20 protein-coding genes are annotated in these 16,599 nt (G+C 71.7%); 9 read left to right on the forward strand and 11 right to left on the reverse strand.

The genetic code is table 11. The features are described 5' to 3' along the window. The first annotated feature begins 17 nt into the window (after nucleotides 1-17). Nucleotides 18-1,736: a 3-oxosteroid 1-dehydrogenase gene (gene kstD, locus QJ852_26330; GenBank protein ID WGX96651.1), complete on the forward strand. Its 1,719-nt coding sequence runs from the start codon at nucleotides 18-20 to the stop codon at nucleotides 1,734-1,736. Here kstD and QJ852_26335 read toward each other — a convergent pair. Continuing rightward, nucleotides 1,699-2,040, reverse strand: a complete 342-nt coding sequence (locus QJ852_26335; GenBank protein WGX96652.1) for a DUF2784 domain-containing protein — start codon at nucleotides 2,038-2,040, stop codon at nucleotides 1,699-1,701. The genes kstD and QJ852_26335 overlap by 38 nt on opposite strands. A 41-nt stretch (nucleotides 2,041-2,081) precedes the next feature. On the opposite strand from QJ852_26335, the gene QJ852_26340 reads away from it, so the two are divergent. After that, nucleotides 2,082-2,510, forward strand: coding sequence for a DUF5990 family protein (locus QJ852_26340; GenBank protein WGX96653.1), 429 nt, complete (start codon nucleotides 2,082-2,084; stop codon nucleotides 2,508-2,510). A gap of 12 nt (nucleotides 2,511-2,522) precedes the next feature. On the opposite strand, the gene QJ852_26345 is transcribed toward QJ852_26340, so the two are convergent. From QJ852_26345 to QJ852_26385, 9 genes are all read right to left on the reverse strand, one after another. Then, nucleotides 2,523-3,128 carry a GrpB family protein gene (locus QJ852_26345; protein ID WGX96654.1) on the reverse strand — a complete coding sequence of 202 codons (606 nt, stop codon included), beginning with the start codon at nucleotides 3,126-3,128 and terminating at the stop codon, nucleotides 2,523-2,525. A 2-nt stretch (nucleotides 3,129-3,130) separates the two neighbouring features. Continuing rightward, the gene (locus tag QJ852_26350; GenBank protein WGX96655.1) at nucleotides 3,131-3,796 is read right to left on the reverse strand and encodes a response regulator transcription factor; all 666 of its coding nucleotides are present in this window, start codon (nucleotides 3,794-3,796) and stop codon (nucleotides 3,131-3,133) included. An 8-nt stretch (nucleotides 3,797-3,804) separates the two neighbouring features. Then, nucleotides 3,805-5,088, reverse strand: coding sequence for a histidine kinase (locus QJ852_26355; GenBank protein WGX96656.1), 1,284 nt, complete (start codon nucleotides 5,086-5,088; stop codon nucleotides 3,805-3,807). Then, nucleotides 5,085-6,056 carry an acyltransferase gene (locus tag QJ852_26360; GenBank protein WGX96657.1) on the reverse strand — a complete coding sequence of 324 codons (972 nt, stop codon included), beginning with the start codon at nucleotides 6,054-6,056 and terminating at the stop codon, nucleotides 5,085-5,087. The genes QJ852_26355 and QJ852_26360 overlap by 4 nt, the downstream gene beginning before the upstream one ends. Then, on the reverse strand, nucleotides 6,053-6,991 hold the full coding sequence (locus tag QJ852_26365; GenBank protein ID WGX96658.1) for a D-alanine--D-alanine ligase: 939 nt from the start codon (nucleotides 6,989-6,991) through the stop codon (nucleotides 6,053-6,055). Before QJ852_26365 ends, QJ852_26360 begins: the two co-directional genes overlap by 4 nt. After that, entirely contained in the window at nucleotides 6,988-8,163 is a 1,176-nt protein-coding gene (gene alr, locus QJ852_26370) for an alanine racemase (GenBank protein WGX96659.1), read from the reverse strand. Before alr ends, QJ852_26365 begins: the two co-directional genes overlap by 4 nt. Next, nucleotides 8,160-8,783 carry a M15 family metallopeptidase gene (locus QJ852_26375; GenBank protein WGX96660.1) on the reverse strand — a complete coding sequence of 208 codons (624 nt, stop codon included), beginning with the start codon at nucleotides 8,781-8,783 and terminating at the stop codon, nucleotides 8,160-8,162. The genes alr and QJ852_26375 overlap by 4 nt, the downstream gene beginning before the upstream one ends. A 79-nt stretch (nucleotides 8,784-8,862) precedes the next feature. Continuing rightward, nucleotides 8,863-9,942 (reverse strand): Calx-beta domain-containing protein, encoded by a 1,080-nt coding sequence (locus QJ852_26380; protein ID WGX96661.1) that lies wholly within the window; start codon nucleotides 9,940-9,942, stop codon nucleotides 8,863-8,865. 71 nt (nucleotides 9,943-10,013) lie between these two features. Next, nucleotides 10,014-11,423, reverse strand: coding sequence for a DUF222 domain-containing protein (locus QJ852_26385; GenBank protein WGX96662.1), 1,410 nt, complete (start codon nucleotides 11,421-11,423; stop codon nucleotides 10,014-10,016). Between the two features lie 347 nt (nucleotides 11,424-11,770). On the opposite strand from QJ852_26385, the gene QJ852_26390 reads away from it, so the two are divergent. Genes QJ852_26390 through QJ852_26420 form a run of 7 tightly spaced genes read left to right on the forward strand, consistent with a single transcriptional unit; the run spans nucleotide 11,771 to nucleotide 16,361 of the window. Beyond that, on the forward strand, nucleotides 11,771-12,457 hold the full coding sequence (locus QJ852_26390) for a GntR family transcriptional regulator (GenBank protein ID WGX96663.1): 687 nt from the start codon (nucleotides 11,771-11,773) through the stop codon (nucleotides 12,455-12,457). Further along, entirely contained in the window at nucleotides 12,454-13,434 is a 981-nt protein-coding gene (locus tag QJ852_26395; protein ID WGX96664.1) for an ABC transporter substrate-binding protein, read from the forward strand. The genes QJ852_26390 and QJ852_26395 overlap by 4 nt, the downstream gene beginning before the upstream one ends. Continuing rightward, nucleotides 13,412-14,239, forward strand: coding sequence for an ABC transporter permease subunit (locus QJ852_26400; GenBank protein WGX96665.1), 828 nt, complete (start codon nucleotides 13,412-13,414; stop codon nucleotides 14,237-14,239). Before QJ852_26395 ends, QJ852_26400 begins: the two co-directional genes overlap by 23 nt. Nucleotides 14,240-14,244: 5 nt before the next feature. Beyond that, nucleotides 14,245-15,012 carry an ABC transporter permease gene (locus tag QJ852_26405; protein WGX96666.1) on the forward strand — a complete coding sequence of 256 codons (768 nt, stop codon included), beginning with the start codon at nucleotides 14,245-14,247 and terminating at the stop codon, nucleotides 15,010-15,012. 1 nt (nucleotide 15,013) lies between these two features. Next, nucleotides 15,014-15,172: a hypothetical protein gene (locus QJ852_26410; protein ID WGX96667.1), complete on the forward strand. Its 159-nt coding sequence runs from the start codon at nucleotides 15,014-15,016 to the stop codon at nucleotides 15,170-15,172. Between the two features lie 17 nt (nucleotides 15,173-15,189). After that, entirely contained in the window at nucleotides 15,190-15,852 is a 663-nt protein-coding gene (locus QJ852_26415; protein ID WGX96668.1) for an ABC transporter ATP-binding protein, read from the forward strand. A 26-nt stretch (nucleotides 15,853-15,878) separates the two neighbouring features. After that, entirely contained in the window at nucleotides 15,879-16,361 is a 483-nt protein-coding gene (locus QJ852_26420; GenBank protein WGX96669.1) for an AraC family ligand binding domain-containing protein, read from the forward strand. 23 nt (nucleotides 16,362-16,384) lie between these two features. Here the strand turns inward: QJ852_26420 and QJ852_26425 are convergent, their stop codons facing one another. Beyond that, nucleotides 16,385-16,588, reverse strand: a complete 204-nt coding sequence (locus QJ852_26425; protein WGX99543.1) for a hypothetical protein — start codon at nucleotides 16,586-16,588, stop codon at nucleotides 16,385-16,387. Nucleotides 16,589-16,599 lie beyond the last annotated feature (11 nt).

Raw genomic sequence — 16,599 nt, forward strand, 5'->3', positions numbered from 1 at the left:
CTATCAAGGAGTGAGCAATGACCGACGAGACGTACGACGTGGTCGTGGTCGGCTCGGGCGGCGCGGGCATGGCGGCCGCGATCACCGCGGCCGCGCACGGGCTGTCGACGGTGGTGCTGGAGAAGGCCGCCGCGTGGGGCGGCACCACCGCCCGGTCCGGCGGCGGGGTCTGGATCCCCGGCAACGACGTCCTCCGCCGGCACCTGCCGGCGGACGACCTCGACGACGCGCGCCGCTACCTGCACGCGATCGTCGACCCCGACGCGGGCGTCGCCCCGACCCGGATCGACACCTATCTCGACCGGGGCGCGGAGGCGCTGCGCTTCCTCACCGAGCACTCGGCCCTGGACCTGGAGTGGGTGCGCGGCTACTCCGACTACTTCCCCGAGGCGCCGGGCGGGCGGGCCGGCGGGCGCTCCTGCGAGCCGCGACCCTTCGACACCCGGCGCATCGGCGCGGACGCCGCGACCATGCAGCCGTTCTACACGAAGGCGCCGCTGAACGTCGTGGTCAAGCAGTCCGACTACCGGTGGCTCAGCACCGGTCTGCGGCACTGGCGCGGGCCGCTGCACATGCTCCGGGTCGGCCTGCGGACCGTGCTCGCCCGGCTCCGCGGCCGCCGCCTGGTCGGGCTCGGCAGCGCGCTGTCGTCATCGCTGCTGGTCGGGGTGCGCGACCTCGGCGTACCGCTCCGCCTCGACACCGCGCTGGCCGAGCTGATCCGCGACGGCGACCGGGTGACCGGCGTCCGGACGGCGTCGGGTGATCGGATCATGGCCCGACGAGGAGTCGTCCTCGCCTGCGGTGGCTTCGACCACTCCGCCGCGATGCGTGCCGAGCACCAGCGCGAACCCGCCGGGCCGCAGCTCTCGCTCGGCGCCGTCACCAACACCGGCGACGGCATCCGCGCCGCGGTCGAGGCCGGCGCTGCGACCGCCCTCATGGACGACGCCTGGTGGGCACCGTCGATCCCGCTCCCCCGCGGCCCGTGGTTCGCGCTCGCCGAGCGCTCACTGCCCGGCAGCATCATGGTCAACGCCCGCGGCGAGCGGTTCATGAACGAGTCGCTGCCGTACGTCGAGGCGACGCACCGCATGTTCGGCGGCCGGTACGGCGCCGGGGCCGGTCCGGCCGAGAACCTCCCCTGCTGGCTGGTGTTCGACCAGACCTACCGCGACCGCTACCTCTTCGCCGGCGTCACCGGCGGCCGCCCGCTCCCGAAGTCCTGGCTGGCCGACGGGGCGATCACCCGCGCCGGGAGTCTCGACGGGCTGGCCGCCGCGATCGGCGTACCGCCCGCGGCGCTGGCCCGGACCGTCGACCGCTTCAACGGGTTCGCCCGGGCGGGCGTCGACGCGGACTTCCACCGCGGCGAGTCGGCGTACGACCACTACTACGGCGACACCACGAACAAGCCCAACCCGAGCCTCGGCGTCCTCGCCAAGGGACCCTTCTACGCGGCCCGGATGGTGCCCGCGGACCTCGGCACCAAGGGCGGCGTGGTCACCGACGAGCGGGCGCGGGCGCTGCGTGCCGACGGCAGCGTGATCGAGGGTCTGTACGCCGCGGGCAACGTCAGTGCCGCGGTCATGGGCCACACCTACGCCGGGCCCGGCGCGACGATCGGGCCGGCGCTGGTGTTCGGCTATCTCGCGGCGCTGGACTGTGCGGGCGACGGCGCGACTCCCGCGGGAGGCGTCAGCGGATCGCGAACCCGAGCCAGGAGCCGAGGATGACGGTGGCCACGACCACCTCGACCCGGCGGGCGAGGCGGGAGGGGTAGACCCGGTCCTCGAAGTAGTGGGCGATGAACCCGCGCTCGTCCATCCGCGGCTTGCCGGCGCCCTCGCGCCCCCAGTCCTCGAGCCGGGACAGCGGGCAGGCCGCGTCGGTCGCAGCCATCCGACCGCCCCAGATCGCGGCGGCGAGATGCGGGATGAACACCCACGGCATCAGCCAGGCGAGGAAGCCGCCGACCACCGTGAAGCCGACGAACAGGACGTGCGCCACGAAGGCTCCTGCTGCGACGACCCGGTGCATGGCACAGATTGTAGGTACGCCGATCGTGCGATCATCGGCGGGTGCTGCTCGAGATCCGCGGACACCGTCTGCCCGGCCGGAGCTGGCAGGTCACCGACGCACCCCACGGCAACGTCCACGTCGGCCTCCAGGTCGGCCGGGAGCCCCATGACCTGGTGCCCGGTGACGCGGCCGAGGCCGTCTGGTCGACCGAGCTCACCCTCGTCGACAAGGACGGGACGACCGACGTCCGCGGGCCCGCCGTCCAGGGTCCGCGTGGCGCACGGTTCGTCTACCTCACCTGGGGCGACGTCGGGCCGGACGGCGGCTTCGCCATGTTCCGCCGCGCCAAGCTGATGCTCGACGACGTCCTCGCGGTCGGCGCCGGCCCGGGAGGGCGGGTGATCGCCACCGTCGACCTCACCGACGAGCGCGGCGGGCCGCGGTGCGCGCGGCTGAAGCCGCCCGCCCTGGTGCTCACCGCCGGCTGAGCGCGCCGACGGTCAGGTCAATCCGGTCGCCGCGAACGCCCGGGCGTAGATCTCCCGCACCACCCGCTCCTTGCGGGCGTTGTACTGCATGCCGTGCTCCCCCGCGGCGGTCGAGGCGGCGGACGCGGCGAGCTTGGCCGCGGCGTACCGCTCACGCTCGTCGGGGTTGCCGCGCAGCCAGTCGCGGAAGATCCGGTGCCGGACGACCTCGGGGCTCTCGGGGCCGAAGACGTGCAGGTGGCTCACCGGCTCCGCGCCGCGCAGCAGCCGGTGCTCGTGCCACCACGGCTCACGGATCCGCAGCGCGAATCCGACCTCCTCCAACGCCGGCACGTACGCCGCCTCGTCGGCCGGGTCGGCGACGACGAGGTCGATGTCGATGACCGGCTTGGCGGGCAGGCCGGGGACGGCGGTGGAGCCGACGTGCTCGACGGTGAGCGCCCGCCAGCCGAGGGCGTCCCTGACCGCGGCGGCGATCTCCGCGAACCGCGCCGGCCACGCGGGGTCGGGAGGGACGACGGCGACGTCCGGGCTGGGTCCGGCACCATCGACCCACGGCGAGGAGCCGGGCGGGGCGGGCTCCTCGTGGAAGGTGACGATCTCGGCGCGGGTGGGCACGATCAGCCCACCAGGCCGTGCTCGTGGGCGAAGACCACGATCTGCACCCGGTCGCGCAGGCCCAGCTTGCGCAAGATGGCGCCGACGTGGGTCTTGACCGTCGACTCGCTGAGGAACACCCGCCCGGCGATCTCCTGGTTGGACAGGCCCTTCGCGACCGCCCCGAAGACCTCGCGCTCCTTGTCGGTGAGGCCGAGGTACGCCGGCGGCGGGGTCACGGCGGCCTGGAACTGGCTGTCGAGCAGGGTGGACAGGTCGGCCGGGGCGAGCACCGCGTTGCCGGAGTGGACCGTGCGGATCGCGTCGCGCAGCATCACCGGCGTGGTGCCCTTGAGGAGGAACCCGCTGGCGCCGTACCGGATCGCGGTGGCGGCCCGGTCGTCGAGGTTGAAGGTGGTCAGCACGATCACCCGCACCGGGCGCTCGCGGCGGGCGGTGCGGTCGGGCAGGAAGATCTGGCGGGTCGCCTCGACCCCGTCCATCTCCGGCATCCGGATGTCCATCAGCACCACGTCGGGCGCGAGCTCGTCGACCTGGCGCACGGCCTCGACGCCGTCGGCCGCGGTGCCGATCACCCCCATGCCCTCCTGGGCGTCGACGATCACCCGCACTCCCTCGCGGAACAGCTCCTGGTCGTCGACGAGAAGGACCTTGATCGGCTCGCTCACACCCGCGATTATCGCGCCCGCACCGGCACCCAGGCGGTCGCGGTGAAGGTCGGCGGGTCGGTGCGCCGGCGGACGTCCAGTCGGCCGCCGACCGCCTCGAGCCGTCGCCGCATGCCGTCCAGTCCCTGGCCACCTGCCGGCGGAGGCTGGACCGGAGGCGGCGGGGGCGGAGGCAGCGGGACCGCGATCGGGTGGGTCACGTCGAGTGCCGGGTCGGGCTCGGCGACGGGCTCCGGCAGCGCGTTGCGCACCTCGATCCGCAGGTCGCCGTCCCAGTGCCGCTCGACGTGCACCGGCTGATCGCGCGGTCCGTGCTTGATCGCGTTCGTGAGCATCTCCTGGAGGACCCGGAAGGCCACGACGGCGAGCTCGGGCGGCATCGGCTGCGGCGTACCGACCTCGGTCGTGAGCACCTGGTGACCGCTGGCCCGCACGCCCTCGATCAGGCTGTCGAGATCGGCCTGCGGTCCGGCCGACGCCGCCGCCCCCGGCCGCTGCGCCGTGGAGGCGAGCACCTGGCGGACGTCGTCGAGCGAGGACCGGGCCGAGGTGGCGATATTGGCCATCGTGAGCTTGAGGCCCTGGGTGTCGGCGTCCTCGAGGTACTGCGCGGACTCGGCCTGCGCGAGGATCACGGCCAGCGAGTGACCGACGACGTCGTGCACGTCACGGGCCAGCTGGGCCTGCTCCTCCCGGAGCCGCGCGATCTCCTCGGCCTGGTCGCGCTGAGCCTCGGCGGCCACCTGCGAGCGGCGCGAGTCCTGCGAGCGGGAGGCGAAGCGCAGGGCCAGGCCGAGCAGCCAGGGCGTGGCGAGCAGCGCGATGCCGAGGATGCCCGCCGTCGCCCGCACGCCGTAGCCGCCGGCCCGGTACGCGTCCTCGGCCAGGCCGCCGATGCCCAGGTTGTCGAGTCCCTCGTAGAAGGAGTACGGCGAGAGCCAGACGACCGCGATCACCGCCCCGGCCGGGATGGACAGACCGCTGAGCCAGACCGTCGGGAGCCGTCCCCATCGCGCACACCCGAACGCGACGACGGCGAGCAGCACCTCGGTCACCATCGGGTCGACGCCGGTGAGCACCTGGAGCAGGCCGGTGAACCAGGCGACGGCGAGCGCGGCGCCGGGCAGTGCCCGCGACAGGCCGACCGCGACCGCGACGCCGGTGATGACCACGAGCGGTGGCCACAGCTCGACGTAGTAGTACCGGTTGATCTCGACCAGGCCGACCAGGAAGGCGGCGACGCCGGCCAGGAGGTCCGGCGCCCAGCGGGCCGCGCGGCTCGCCGGACTCATGCCGTGACCTCGGCCCCGGTCGGTCGGCGCGTCCACCGACGCTGGAGCGGCGCCTCGACGTACCGCCAGGAGAGCATGGCCGCGACCAGGGTCAGCAGCACCGCGGGGAGCGGGGGCAGCCAGAGCGAGAGCGGGTAGTTCCACAGGTACGCCGCGTAGGACACGGTGCCCAGCGCCACGAGCACCCGGAGCGGCCCGGTCACCGTGACCCGGCTCCGGCAGGCGAGGATCAGCACACCGGTCAGCGCGGCGATGGCCGGACCTCCTGCCAGGTAGGTGAGGGCATGTCCCCGCAAGGGAACCACACTCAGCACCGCGAGGGCGGCCAGGGCCGCGGGCGCCGCCCGGGCCGGGAGCCGGGGCGCCAGCCGGTCGCCGTAGAGCCGCACGGCGGCGCCGATCACGAAGCACCCGGCCCAGCTGGTGGGCAGCGCGTACGCGAGATCGGGGTCCTCGGCCAGCCACCAGGTCGTCGCCAGGCAGGCCAGGGCGGTGCCGACGGCGGCGACGAGCAGGGCCCGGCCGCGGCCGAGCAGGAGCAGGGCGGCGGGCCACAACAGGTAGAACTGCTCCTCGGTCGCCAGGGTCCACAGGTGGAAGGTCGCGTCGCTGGCGTGGCCGAACGGCAGGTTGCCCGTCCAGGTCAACGCCCACAGCACGGTCCAGCCGAGCTCGTCCCGGTCGCCGAGTGGGTCGGCGACCAGCGTCACCAGCACCACGCCCGCGACCAGCACCAGCAGCGGCGGCACCAGGCGCCGGGCGCGGCGCAGGTAGAAGTCGCGCAGCGGCGGACGTCGCTCCAGCACGCCGGTGATGAGGTAGCCCGAGAGCGCGAAGAACATGACGACACCGACGACGCCGGCCCCCGGCGCGAGGTCGGGCAGCGCATGGCGCAACAGGACCAGACCGACCGCGATCCCCCGGAGCAGGTCCAGGCCGGCCACGCGCTCCGGGCGTGGCGGCCTCACCGGTGGGCGCCGCGGACCAGCTCGTCGAGCAGGTCCGGGTAGGTCATGCCGGCGGCGGCGAACATGCGGGGTGCTTGGGAGTGCTCGGTCATGCCGGGCATCGTGTTCACCTCGTTGAGCACGGGGCCGGCCTCGGTGAGGAAGAAGTCGACCCGGGCGACCCCCGCGCAGCCCAGCGCCTCGAACACCCCGGTCGCCGCGTCCTGCAGGGCCTTGGCGTCGGTGTCGGCCAGCGCCGCGGGGATCCGGAAGTCCGCGTGCCCGCCGTACTTCGCGTCGTAGTCGAAGATGCCGTCGGTCACGATCTCCAGCGCGGGCGGGACGAACAGGCTGCCGTCCGCCCGGCGCAGCACCGCCACGTCGACCTCCCGGCCGACGACCAGGTCCTCCACCAGCACCCGGTCGTCGAGCGCGAAGGCGGCCTCCAGGGCCGGTGCCAGCGCCTCGGGTACGTCGACCCGGCTCACGCCCTGGCTCGATCCGGCGGCGACCGGCTTCACCACCACCGGATGGGTCCAGCGCCGGTGGGCCGCGGTCGCGGGCGTGACCAGGACGCCGGGCGCCGTCGCGATGCCGACCGCCTGGGCGACCAGCTTGGTGGCCCACTTGTCCATCGCCAGCGCACCGGGGCGGATGCCGCTGCCGACGTACGGGAGGCCGGCGAGCTCGCACAGCGCGGCGAGCGCACCGTCCTCGCCGCGCGGACCGTGCACGACCGGGAACACGACGTCGCAGCCGCGCAGCACCTGGGCCGCGCCGCTGAGCCCGATCGGGCGCAGGCCGCGGTCGCGCCAGGTGCCGTCCCGGCCGATGGTCAGCGAGACGACGTCGTAGGTCGCCGGGTCGAGCGCCCCCGCGACCGACGCGGCGGAGGCCAGCGACACGTCGTGCTCGCAGTTCGCGCCGCCGCCGATGACGGCCACCCGGGTCCTCATGCCCCGCTCCGCGTGGACAGCGGCCGCAGGTACGGCGCGGCGAGGGTCCGGCGCTCGACACGAGCTCCGATGCCCGTGACGATCTCGTGCTCGATGGTGTCCGCCCAGGCCGCCCATTCGGCGACCGTGGGCTCACCGGCGGCACCGGGACCGAAGACGGTGACCTGCTCCCCGGCCTCCGCGCCGGTCCGGCCGAGATCGACGACCACCTGGTCCATCGAGATCCGGCCGACGACGGGGCAGCGGGTGCCGCGGACCAGTACCTCGGCACGGCCGGAGGCGACGCGCGGCAGGCCGTCGGCGTACCCCAGCGGGAGCAGGCCGAGCCGGGTGGCGCGGGTCGTGCGGTGCGCGTGGCGGTAGCCGACCGGGGTACCGGCGCGGACCCGACGCACCTGCACCAGCGGGGCGGTCAGCGTCATCGCCGGCTCCAGGACCGTGGTCCCGGAAGGGTCGATGCCGACCAGGCCGGCGCCCACCCGGCTCATCGTGTGGTGGGCACGCGGGTCGGTGAGGGTGGCGGCGGTCGCGGCGAGATGCCGCTCGCGCGGACGCAGGCCGGCGCCGCGAGCGGCCTCGACGGCCCACGCGAACCGCGTGCGGCCGAGGGCGTTGCAGTCGTCGGCGGGATCCTCGGCGCAGCCGAGGTGGCCCATCACGCCGACGACCTCGAGCTGCCCGCGGAGCTCGGCGCGACGCGCGGCCCGGCACAGTGCGGCCCACTCCTCCGGCTCGGCCCCGTCCCGGGCCATGCCGGCGTCGACGTGGAGGTGGACCCGGTTGCGGCCCGGTCCGGCCGCGACCGCGGCCAGGTGCGTGAGGCTCGGAACCGCCACATCGACGTCCCGGACGGCGGCCGCGGGGAAGTCGGCGTCGACCGGGTTGAGCCAGCTAAGGATCGGCGCCACGAGGCCCGCGTCGCGCAGCACCCATGCCTCGGCCAGGCTGGTGACCCCGAGCCGGGTCGCGCCGTGGGCCAGTGTGGTCCGGGCCACGTCGACCGCGCCGTGACCGAAGCCGTCGGCCTTGACCACGGCCATCAGCTCGCCCGACGCACGGTCGGCGAGGGTCCGGGTGTTGCGGGCGACGGCGCCCAGGTCGACGGCGAGCCGCGGCTCCGACCGCGACGCCGGGTCGAGCGGTCGCACGGCGAGGCTGCCCGGGCCGGTCATGCCGCCACGGCCGAGGCGAGGGGGCCGTAGAGCCCGTGGGGAGCACCGGTCGTCAGGGCCCAGTACCGGTCGCCGTAGCTCCAGTGCCACCACTCCGTCGGGTAGTTCACCAGCCCCTGCGAGCGGAGCACCCGGGCGAGCACGGTGCGGTGCGCCCGGGCGTCGGCACCGATCCCCGCTGCCGCGAACCAGCAGCGGCCGTCGCTCTGCTCCGGCGTCGCGTCGATCGCCGTGCCGAGGTCGAGCTCGTCGCCGCAGACGTCCACCAGGGTGAGGTCGACCGCCGCGCCCGCCACGTGCGGTGCCACGTCGACGGGCGCCACGAACCGGCTGGTCAGCCGCTCCAGCGCCTGGTCGCCGATGCCCGGGTGCAGCGCGGCCAGCTCGGCGCCGTACGACGCCACGATGGCGCGCTGCTCCGCCATCGGTCGGAAGCCCTCGACCACGCGGAGCCGGATGCCGGCGGGCAGCAGCCGGTCGGCCGCGTCGAGGCGGTCCGCGAGTCCGGCGCGGACCACGGCACCGGCCGGCGAGAGGTCCCGAGGGAGGCGCACCAGCGGCTCCCCGCACTCGACGACGGGCACCGCGCGGACGCGGGGATCGGACAGGAGGATCGTCATGCGGACCACGCTAGGAAGGAGGGACCCCTCACCACCTCCGCCTGAGGTGCCGGTCGGCAGTCCTCAGGTGCCGGAGCGCTCAGCCCGCGGGTGGGTACGCCGCCACGCCGCTCCCGCTCAGGCTCCAGCTGTTGTCGTAGGTCAGCGTGGGTGGGTTCGCCGTACCGGCGTAGGTGTAGCGGTCGACGGACACCCGGTTGCTCACCGGCTGCTCGGGCGTGGCATGGCTGTTGTAGACGAGCGCTCCTCCGAACCCGCCCTGGCCGACCCGCCCGGCGGCGTTGCCCGGACTGCCGCCGCACGACACCGGCATGTCGCCGGCATCGGTGTTCACCGGAGCGAGGAGGAGGCTGTAGTCCCAGGCGGCCGGATCCTCGTCGTACCCGAGGCCGGCGGCGGTGACGTCGACGGTGAACGCTCCCGTGAGCTGGGGGCCGGTGAGGGTGCCTGCTCCGGTGCAGGATCCGCTCGCGGTCCAGTTCACGGTGGCGGACTGGACGACGTAGTGGACCTGCTGGTCCGCCCACGGCGTGCCCAGCACCGGGTCGTTCGGCTGGAACACGTAGGTGATGGTGCCGCTCCACTCCACGTGCAGGCTGTCCGGCACCGTGCCGCCGCTGTAGACGGCGGTCTTCGTGGTGCCCGACAGCGAGCCCGAGATGGTCTGCGGGAAGGGCGTGGCGCCGGGGCCTCCCGGTCCCGAGCCGCCGGGGCCGTCGTCGTCGAGGATCGTGACCGGCACCTTGGCCGGCCGCACCTTCGCGGCTCCCTTGACCTTGACGTAGAACGTCTCGGTCGGCTCGGCCACCGTGTCGTCGAGGATCGCCACCTTCACCTTCGCGCTCTTGCGTCCCTTCTTGATCGTGACGCTGCCCCGGGCCGCCTTGAAGTCGCTCCCCGCCTTCGCCGATCCGGCAACGGTCGACCAGGACAGGGCGAGACTCCGCGGCGCCTTCTTCGCCAGCCTCAACCTCACGATCGCCGTGCCGGCCTGTTCCGACACGGTCACCGGAGTGGCCGTGGCCCCGGGCTTGGCCAGGACCATGGCCGGGAGTGCGGTCGCCGGGGTCGCTGCGAGCACCGCGGGTACGACGAGTGGTCCGGTCGCGAGGAGGACGGCGGCACGGCGCAGGCATGGGCGCAGGCGTGGGGAGACCATGCGGCCACGCTAGGAATCCGCCCGGCGTCGGGCGTCAGGGTCACACCCCAAGGTTTCGGCCTCGGCCGGTCTCAGGCGGCGCGTGGTCGGGCGGGGTGGTAGGTGATCTTGCCGTGGAGTGAGGTGAGGGTGGCGCGGGGTGGTGGGGTCCACACGGGTTGACCTGTGTCGGGGTCGATGTGGACGGCCCAGGGGGTCTGGTGGATGAGTGTGTGGTGGTAGCGGCAGAGCATGACGAGGTTGTCGAGACTGGTGGGGCCGCCGTCGGCCCAATGCACGACGTGGTGGGCGTCGCAGGCCAGGGGCATGCGGGTGCAGCCGGGGAAGGCGCAGTGCCGGTCGCGGGCGATCAGGGCGGTCCACAGGGCGGTGGTGACGAGGCGTTGGGTGCGTCCGACGTCGAGGACCTGGCTGGTGGTGCCGAGGACGGCGGGGATGATCTCGGCGTCGCAGGCCATGCGGCGTACGGCGCTCGCGGAGAGTCGGGCGCCGGTGGGGGTCTGGCCCTCGCGGGCGAGTCCGGCGTCGATGACCTGTTGGCGGAGGGATTCTTGGTCGATGAGCACGATCACGCGGGGTTTGGTGCCGTGGTCGCGGGGGAGGTCGTCGTCGCTGTTGGCGAGTCGCTCGCAGGCGTCGACGAGCGCGTCCCACAGGCGGGCGCCGGCGTCGCGGGGGTCGCGGCCGTCGTGGCCGCAGCCCGGGGTCAGGCACGGGGTCTGGGTCGAGATGCCGTCGTTGTCGAACATCGGCTCGCCCGGTTGGCGGTTGGTCCCGCCGCAGGCGCCGGGCTCCGAAGTCGCGGGGGCGGCCAAGGGATGCAGGGTGGCTTTGATCTTCTCGGCGTCCTCGAGGGTGCCGTAGCCGGTGACCTTGACCCCGCCGTGGCCGTCTTCGGCGAAGCGGAGGTGGCGGGCGTGGTGGGCGCCGCGTTCGGCCTTGACACGTTCCTTGTCCGCGTTGACGAGCGCCGCGTCGGGGTCGAGGTCGCGCACGACCTCACCGAACCTGGCCTGCAGGTCGGTTGCGTCGAGGCCCTCGCTGGTGGCCAGGTCGAGCATCCCGCCGGCGACCTGCTCACGGAACTCGGGCACCCGGGGCAGGGTGGCGACCCTGTCCGCGATCGCGCGTGCCTGGGGGAGGGTGATCCGCCCGTCCTCCAAGGCCTCGCGCACCGCGGGAAGCCCGGCGAGCCGACCGGCAGCACGGACCAGTCCCCCACCCATCCCTTTGTGGCCACCGAGGAGGTGGGTGAGGAGGTCCTTCGCGGAGGCCCAGCCGGTCTCGAGCAGCGCGTCGTCGCCGTCCAAGCGGCCGGCGATCCCGACCAGCGCCGCATCGACCAGCCCCCGTGCTGCGGCCACCGCGGTGGCGACCTCGACCGTCTCGGCGCCGGACAACTCGGACCACGGTGTCTGGGCTAGCTCCTGGGCGTGCGCGACCACGGCGGTGGCCGTGTCGAGCGCTCCGGGAGAAGGCATGCGCTCATCCTATCGAACACATGTTCGAATAGTCAAGGCCCGTCTCCGCCCTGTGGATGGTGATGTCTCAGGACATCGGTGACAGTCCTGCATCAAGACATGCCTGACAGCAGGTGTCTCAGGACTTTCTTGACATTCTTCGCGTGCTGGTCCAAGGCCCTGTCACGGCACCGGGACCAGGACCGACATCTCTTCCTCGCGCGCCACCCGCACGCCCTCGGCAGGTGCGCCGGCTCCCGCATCGCCTGCATTCACGAATGTGCGCCTGATTGTTGACAATTTTGTTGTGCCGGTTCTACGGCTCCCCCACAGTTGCTCCGGCCGGCCGAACCAGTGAAGGGAGCCACATGGATCTGGAGCGCGACATCGATGCCTACGAGGCGATACGTGCGTCGATCGTCGATGACACCCTTCGTGCTGGGCATCGACTGATCGAGGCAGACCTCGCGCTGGCGCTGAACACCAGCCGCAGCTACGTGCGCCAAGCGCTCGCACGGCTGGAGTTCGAGGGCCTGGTCGACAAGGCACCCGGTCACAGTGCGACTGTGCGCCGAGTCCCGAAGGCCGAGATCCTTGAGATCATCGAGGCGAGGATCGCGCTCGAGGCGATCGTGGTCCGTGCCGCAGCAGCGCGCCGTACCGATGCTCAGGCCCGCCAGCTCCTCGACGCCGCCAGGACGTTGGAAGCCAAGTTCGAGAAGTCCGACATCAGCGGGGTGCTGGAGGCACAGGCTGCGTTCCACCACATGGTGCTCGAGGCCGGCCGCAAGCCCGCCATCCAGCGCGTTGTCCACAACCTGGCGGCGCTGACAGTACAGACACGAATGCGAAGCATGTTGCTACCCGGTCGCATCCCAGCATCGGTCAAGGAACACGCGGCGATCGCCGCTGCCGTCGTAGCGCAGGACGCGGACGCCGCCGAGCGAGCCATGGTCGCCCACCTCCGCAGCGTTGCTCATGCCGTCAGCAAGCTTCCTGATTCCGTTCACCCCGTCAGCCTCACCCCTCGCAAGAAACAGGAGGTCACCCCATGAAGAACCTGCGCATCGCCGTGATCACGGCGGCCTTGGCGAGCATCGCACTCTCCGCATGCTCGAGCGATCCGGCGGACTCGCCGCGCGACGACGGTGTCATCGAGCTGGACGTCTCGGTGCTCCCCATCGCACACACCGCACCGATCCAGATCGCCATCTCGGAGGGCATCTTCGAGAAGCACGGGCTCGAGGTCACCGTCACGCAGGCAACGACCGGATCTGCCGTGGTGCCGTCGGTGATGAACGAGTCGGTCGACATCGCCTACGGGAACCTGACCTCCACACTCCAGGCCCGAGCCCAAGGTCTTCCGATCGTTTCGATCGCGACGAGCGACGGGGCGGCGAGCGTGCTCGAGAGCGACACCAACTGGATCATGGTCCGCGCCGACAGCGGCATCGCCGACGTGCAGGACCTCGCTGGCAAGACGATCGCGGTCAATGCCCTCAATGGCCTCGTCGACCTGATCACTCGCGCCACGATCGACGAACTCGGTGGCAACTCCGACGACGTCGAGCTCACGGAGATTCCCTTTCCCGACATGCTCGGAGCGCTGGAGGCCGGTCGCGTTGATGCCGTGAGCCTCACCGAGCCGTTCCGCACGATCGGCCTGCAGAACCAGGAGAACGTCGCACTCGCCCCGGTAGGGAGCATCGGGGGCACGCGCCCGGGACTCATCGTGGACACCTACTTCACCTCCGAGGGCTTCCTGAGCAAGAACGAGGAGGCCGTCGAGCGCTTCCAGACGGCCATCTACGAGGCGCAGCAACTGGCTATCGACGACCCCGCCGTGGCGCGCGAGGCGATCTCGAGCTATCTGGACATCCCGGAACCGATCCTGCAGGCGATGAACCTCCCCCAGTGGGCCACCGACACCATGTCGGACTCGGACTTCCAGTTCATGGTCGACCTGATGGTCACGTTCGGTCTGATGGACGAAGACTCGGCGCCTTCCTATGACGACGTCGTTCGTGAGTGACTTGATCACCGCGCCCTCGGGGGCGGCCGCGAGACTTCGCCGGGTCGTCAATGGTCCAGCCGTGGTCTTCGGCGCGGCCATCCTCTTGATCTGGATGGCTACGACCGAGACGGGTCTGGTGGGTGCGGCAGTTCTTCCGAGCCCGGCAGCACTGGGCACGGCCTTCGTCGATCTCGTGGGGTCGGCCGTGCTGTGGTCCGCGGTCTGGGCGACCCTGAGCACCTGGATCGTCTCCCTGATCATCGCGGTGCTCCTGGCCGCCGTCCTGGGTGTGCTGCTCGGGTCGAGCGCCGGCCTCTACCGGGCCGTGTCCGGCCTCATCGAGTTCTTCCGGCCTATCCCGTCGGTCGCGATCCTGCCGCTGTTCCTCCTGCTCTACGGAGCGACGGACTCGACCAAGATCCTCCTGACCGCCTACACGGCGTTCTGGCCGATGATCGTGCAGACGATCTACGGCGTCCTGGGCACCGATCCGGTGCTCAAGGACGTCGCCGCGACCTTGAACCTCGGTCCGGTCGCGACGCGGTGGCGCATCGCTCTGCCGAGCGCGTTGCCCTCCATGGCTGTCGGTTTCCGCATCGGCGCCTCGGTCAGCCTGATCCTCTGCGTCACGCTCGAGATCATCGTCGGAATGGAAGGGCTCGGCCGGGAGATCTTCGTGGCGCAGAGCAGCGGGGCAACCGACCGGATGCACACCTTGATCGCGGTGACGGGACTGCTCGGCTGGGGAGTCAATGCGCTCTTCCAGCGGGTGGAACGGGCCACGCTGCACTGGCACTCGGCACATCGGAACGGGCCACGGTGAGCGGCGTGCGCAAGATCGCGCTTCTCCTCTCCCCGGCGATCGTCCCCGTTCTTCTGGTCGTGCTGTGGTGGAACCTCGCCGCCCATGCGACGTCGATCTACTTCCCCGCACCGGAACGCATCTGGGGTTCCTTCCAGGACCTGTGGCTGTTCGAGCGGTGGAGCTCCGACGTGCTGCCCAGCCTACGACGCATGGGGATCGGCCTACTGGTCGCCGCCGTCCTAGGGATCGGCCTCGGGACGCTCATCGGTCTGGTCCCGATCGCCTACCGCGCCGTGAACCCGTACCTGGAGTTCCTCCGCGCGATCCCGCCGGCCGCGCTGATCCCGGCAGCGATCCTTGCCGTCGGCATCGGCGACCAGATGAAGATCGTCATCGTCGTGTTCGGCGCCGTCTGGCCGATCCTGCTCAACACCGTCGAGGGAGTGCGCGGTGTGCACTCGACCTTGCGTGCCACGATGCAGACCTTCGGCGTCGGCCGGGCCCGATACGTGCTCCGTGTCGTGATCCCGGCAGCCGGGCCGAGCATCTCGGCCGGCATCCGTTCAGCTCTCTCGCTGGGGATCATCCTGATCGTCGTCAGCGAGATGGTCGCGTCGACGAACGGCCTGGGCTACTTCATCTTGATCTCGCAGCGCAGCTTCGCCATCCCCGACATGTGGTCGGGGATCATCCTCCTCGGTCTCCTCGGCGTCGTCCTGAACTGCTGCTACGTCCTTCTCGAACGGCTGGTCCTTCGCTGGTACTGGCAGTCACAACGAATGGAGCGATGACATGCCCGTCGTCGAAGTCTCGCACCTGGGCAAGACCTACGGCTCCGGCCGCGCCACCTACGAGGCGCTGGGCGACGTCAGCTTCGCCGTCGATCGCGGCGAGCTCGCCGCGATCGTCGGGCCGTCGGGCCGTCGGGCGCAGGCAAGACCACGCTGCTGAAATGCCTGTCCGGACTGATGGCGCCCACCGCCGGGTCGGTCTCGGTACTGGGCACGGAGGTGACCAAACCACCGAGAGAGGTGGGCGTCGTCTTCCAGGACTACTCACGCTCCCTCATGCCGTGGTTGTCGGTGCGTAAGAACGTGGAGTTCCCGATCGGTCGCTCGGCCCGTCGTGATCCGCGCAAGCGTCGCCGTGTCGACGCAGCCCTGGAATCGGTGGGCTTGGCCGATGTGCCGTCGCGGTATCCGTGGCAGCTGTCCGGGGGCATGCAGCAACGCGTGGCGATCGCCCGCGCGCTGGCCTACGAGCCATCGATCCTGATCATGGACGAGCCGTTCGCCTCGGTCGACGCGCAGACCCGGTTCGAGCTCGAGGACCTGGTGCTGCGGGTTCGAGACGAGTTCGGGGTGACGATCCTGTTCGTCACCCATGACATCGACGAGGCCGTCTACCTGTCGAGCCGCATCGTCGTCCTCGGCGGCCGACCGACCGGCGTGCGATCCGAGATCGTCAACGCGTTGCCGTGGCCCCGCAGCCAGACCACCACGCGCGACCTACCGGAGTTCGCACACCTGCGGACCGAGCTCTACCGGTTGCTGGTCAAGCAGCCGCCTGGAGCGCCTGCCCGGCCCGACCGTGCCGGCGTCGACGGTTCCCCCACCCTGACCCACCCATGAACGACTCTCGAGGAGACACGACCACCATGGCCACCGCGCCCACGGTTCCGACCCGCGAAGTGATCACCAACGGTGATAGCCGCATTTCCATCATCCGCCCGGCCGCACCGATCGCAGGTGCCGAAGCAGACCGCATGTTGACGGTCTTCGATATCAACCATCCGAGCATCTCGCCGGACAACTACAACAAGGCCGACGGTGCGCCGCTGCGGGTGCTGTACTCCTCGGCCGCGAAGCTCGACATCTCCAAGCGCAGCCACGAGGACATGGGCTTCTGGCACCGCAGTGTCGACCACAGCGAGATCATCATCTGCATCCAGGGCGCGCTGCGCTGGGAGACCGAGCTCGGCACGCACGTGCTGCGGTCGGGGCAGGCGCTCGTGATCCCGCGCGGCGTCGCCCACCGCTCGGCCCTCGCTCCAGAGTCGGCCGAGGAGAACATTCTCCTGGAGATCAAGGTGGCGGCCGACCTGGACTACGTCGGTCCTGACGGCGCGCTGATCCCGTGACCGCCATGTCTGGCCCGATCGACCTACTGATCGACAACATCGGCAGTCTCATCACTGTCGACGACCGACGCCGGGTCATCGCCGGCGCGGCCGTCGCGGTGCGCGACGGGAGCATCGTCGCGATCGGCAAGGCCGACGAGGTAGCCGCCACCCTGGGTGACGCCGTCATCGCACGGCGTCACGACGCGCGGGGCGCCGTCGTCACCCCCGGCTTCATCGATCTGCACCTGCACTCCTC

It is taken from the genome of Nocardioides sp. L-11A, from assembly GCA_029961745.1.
In the GTDB taxonomy this organism is placed as follows: Bacteria; Actinomycetota; Actinomycetes; order Propionibacteriales; family Nocardioidaceae; genus Nocardioides.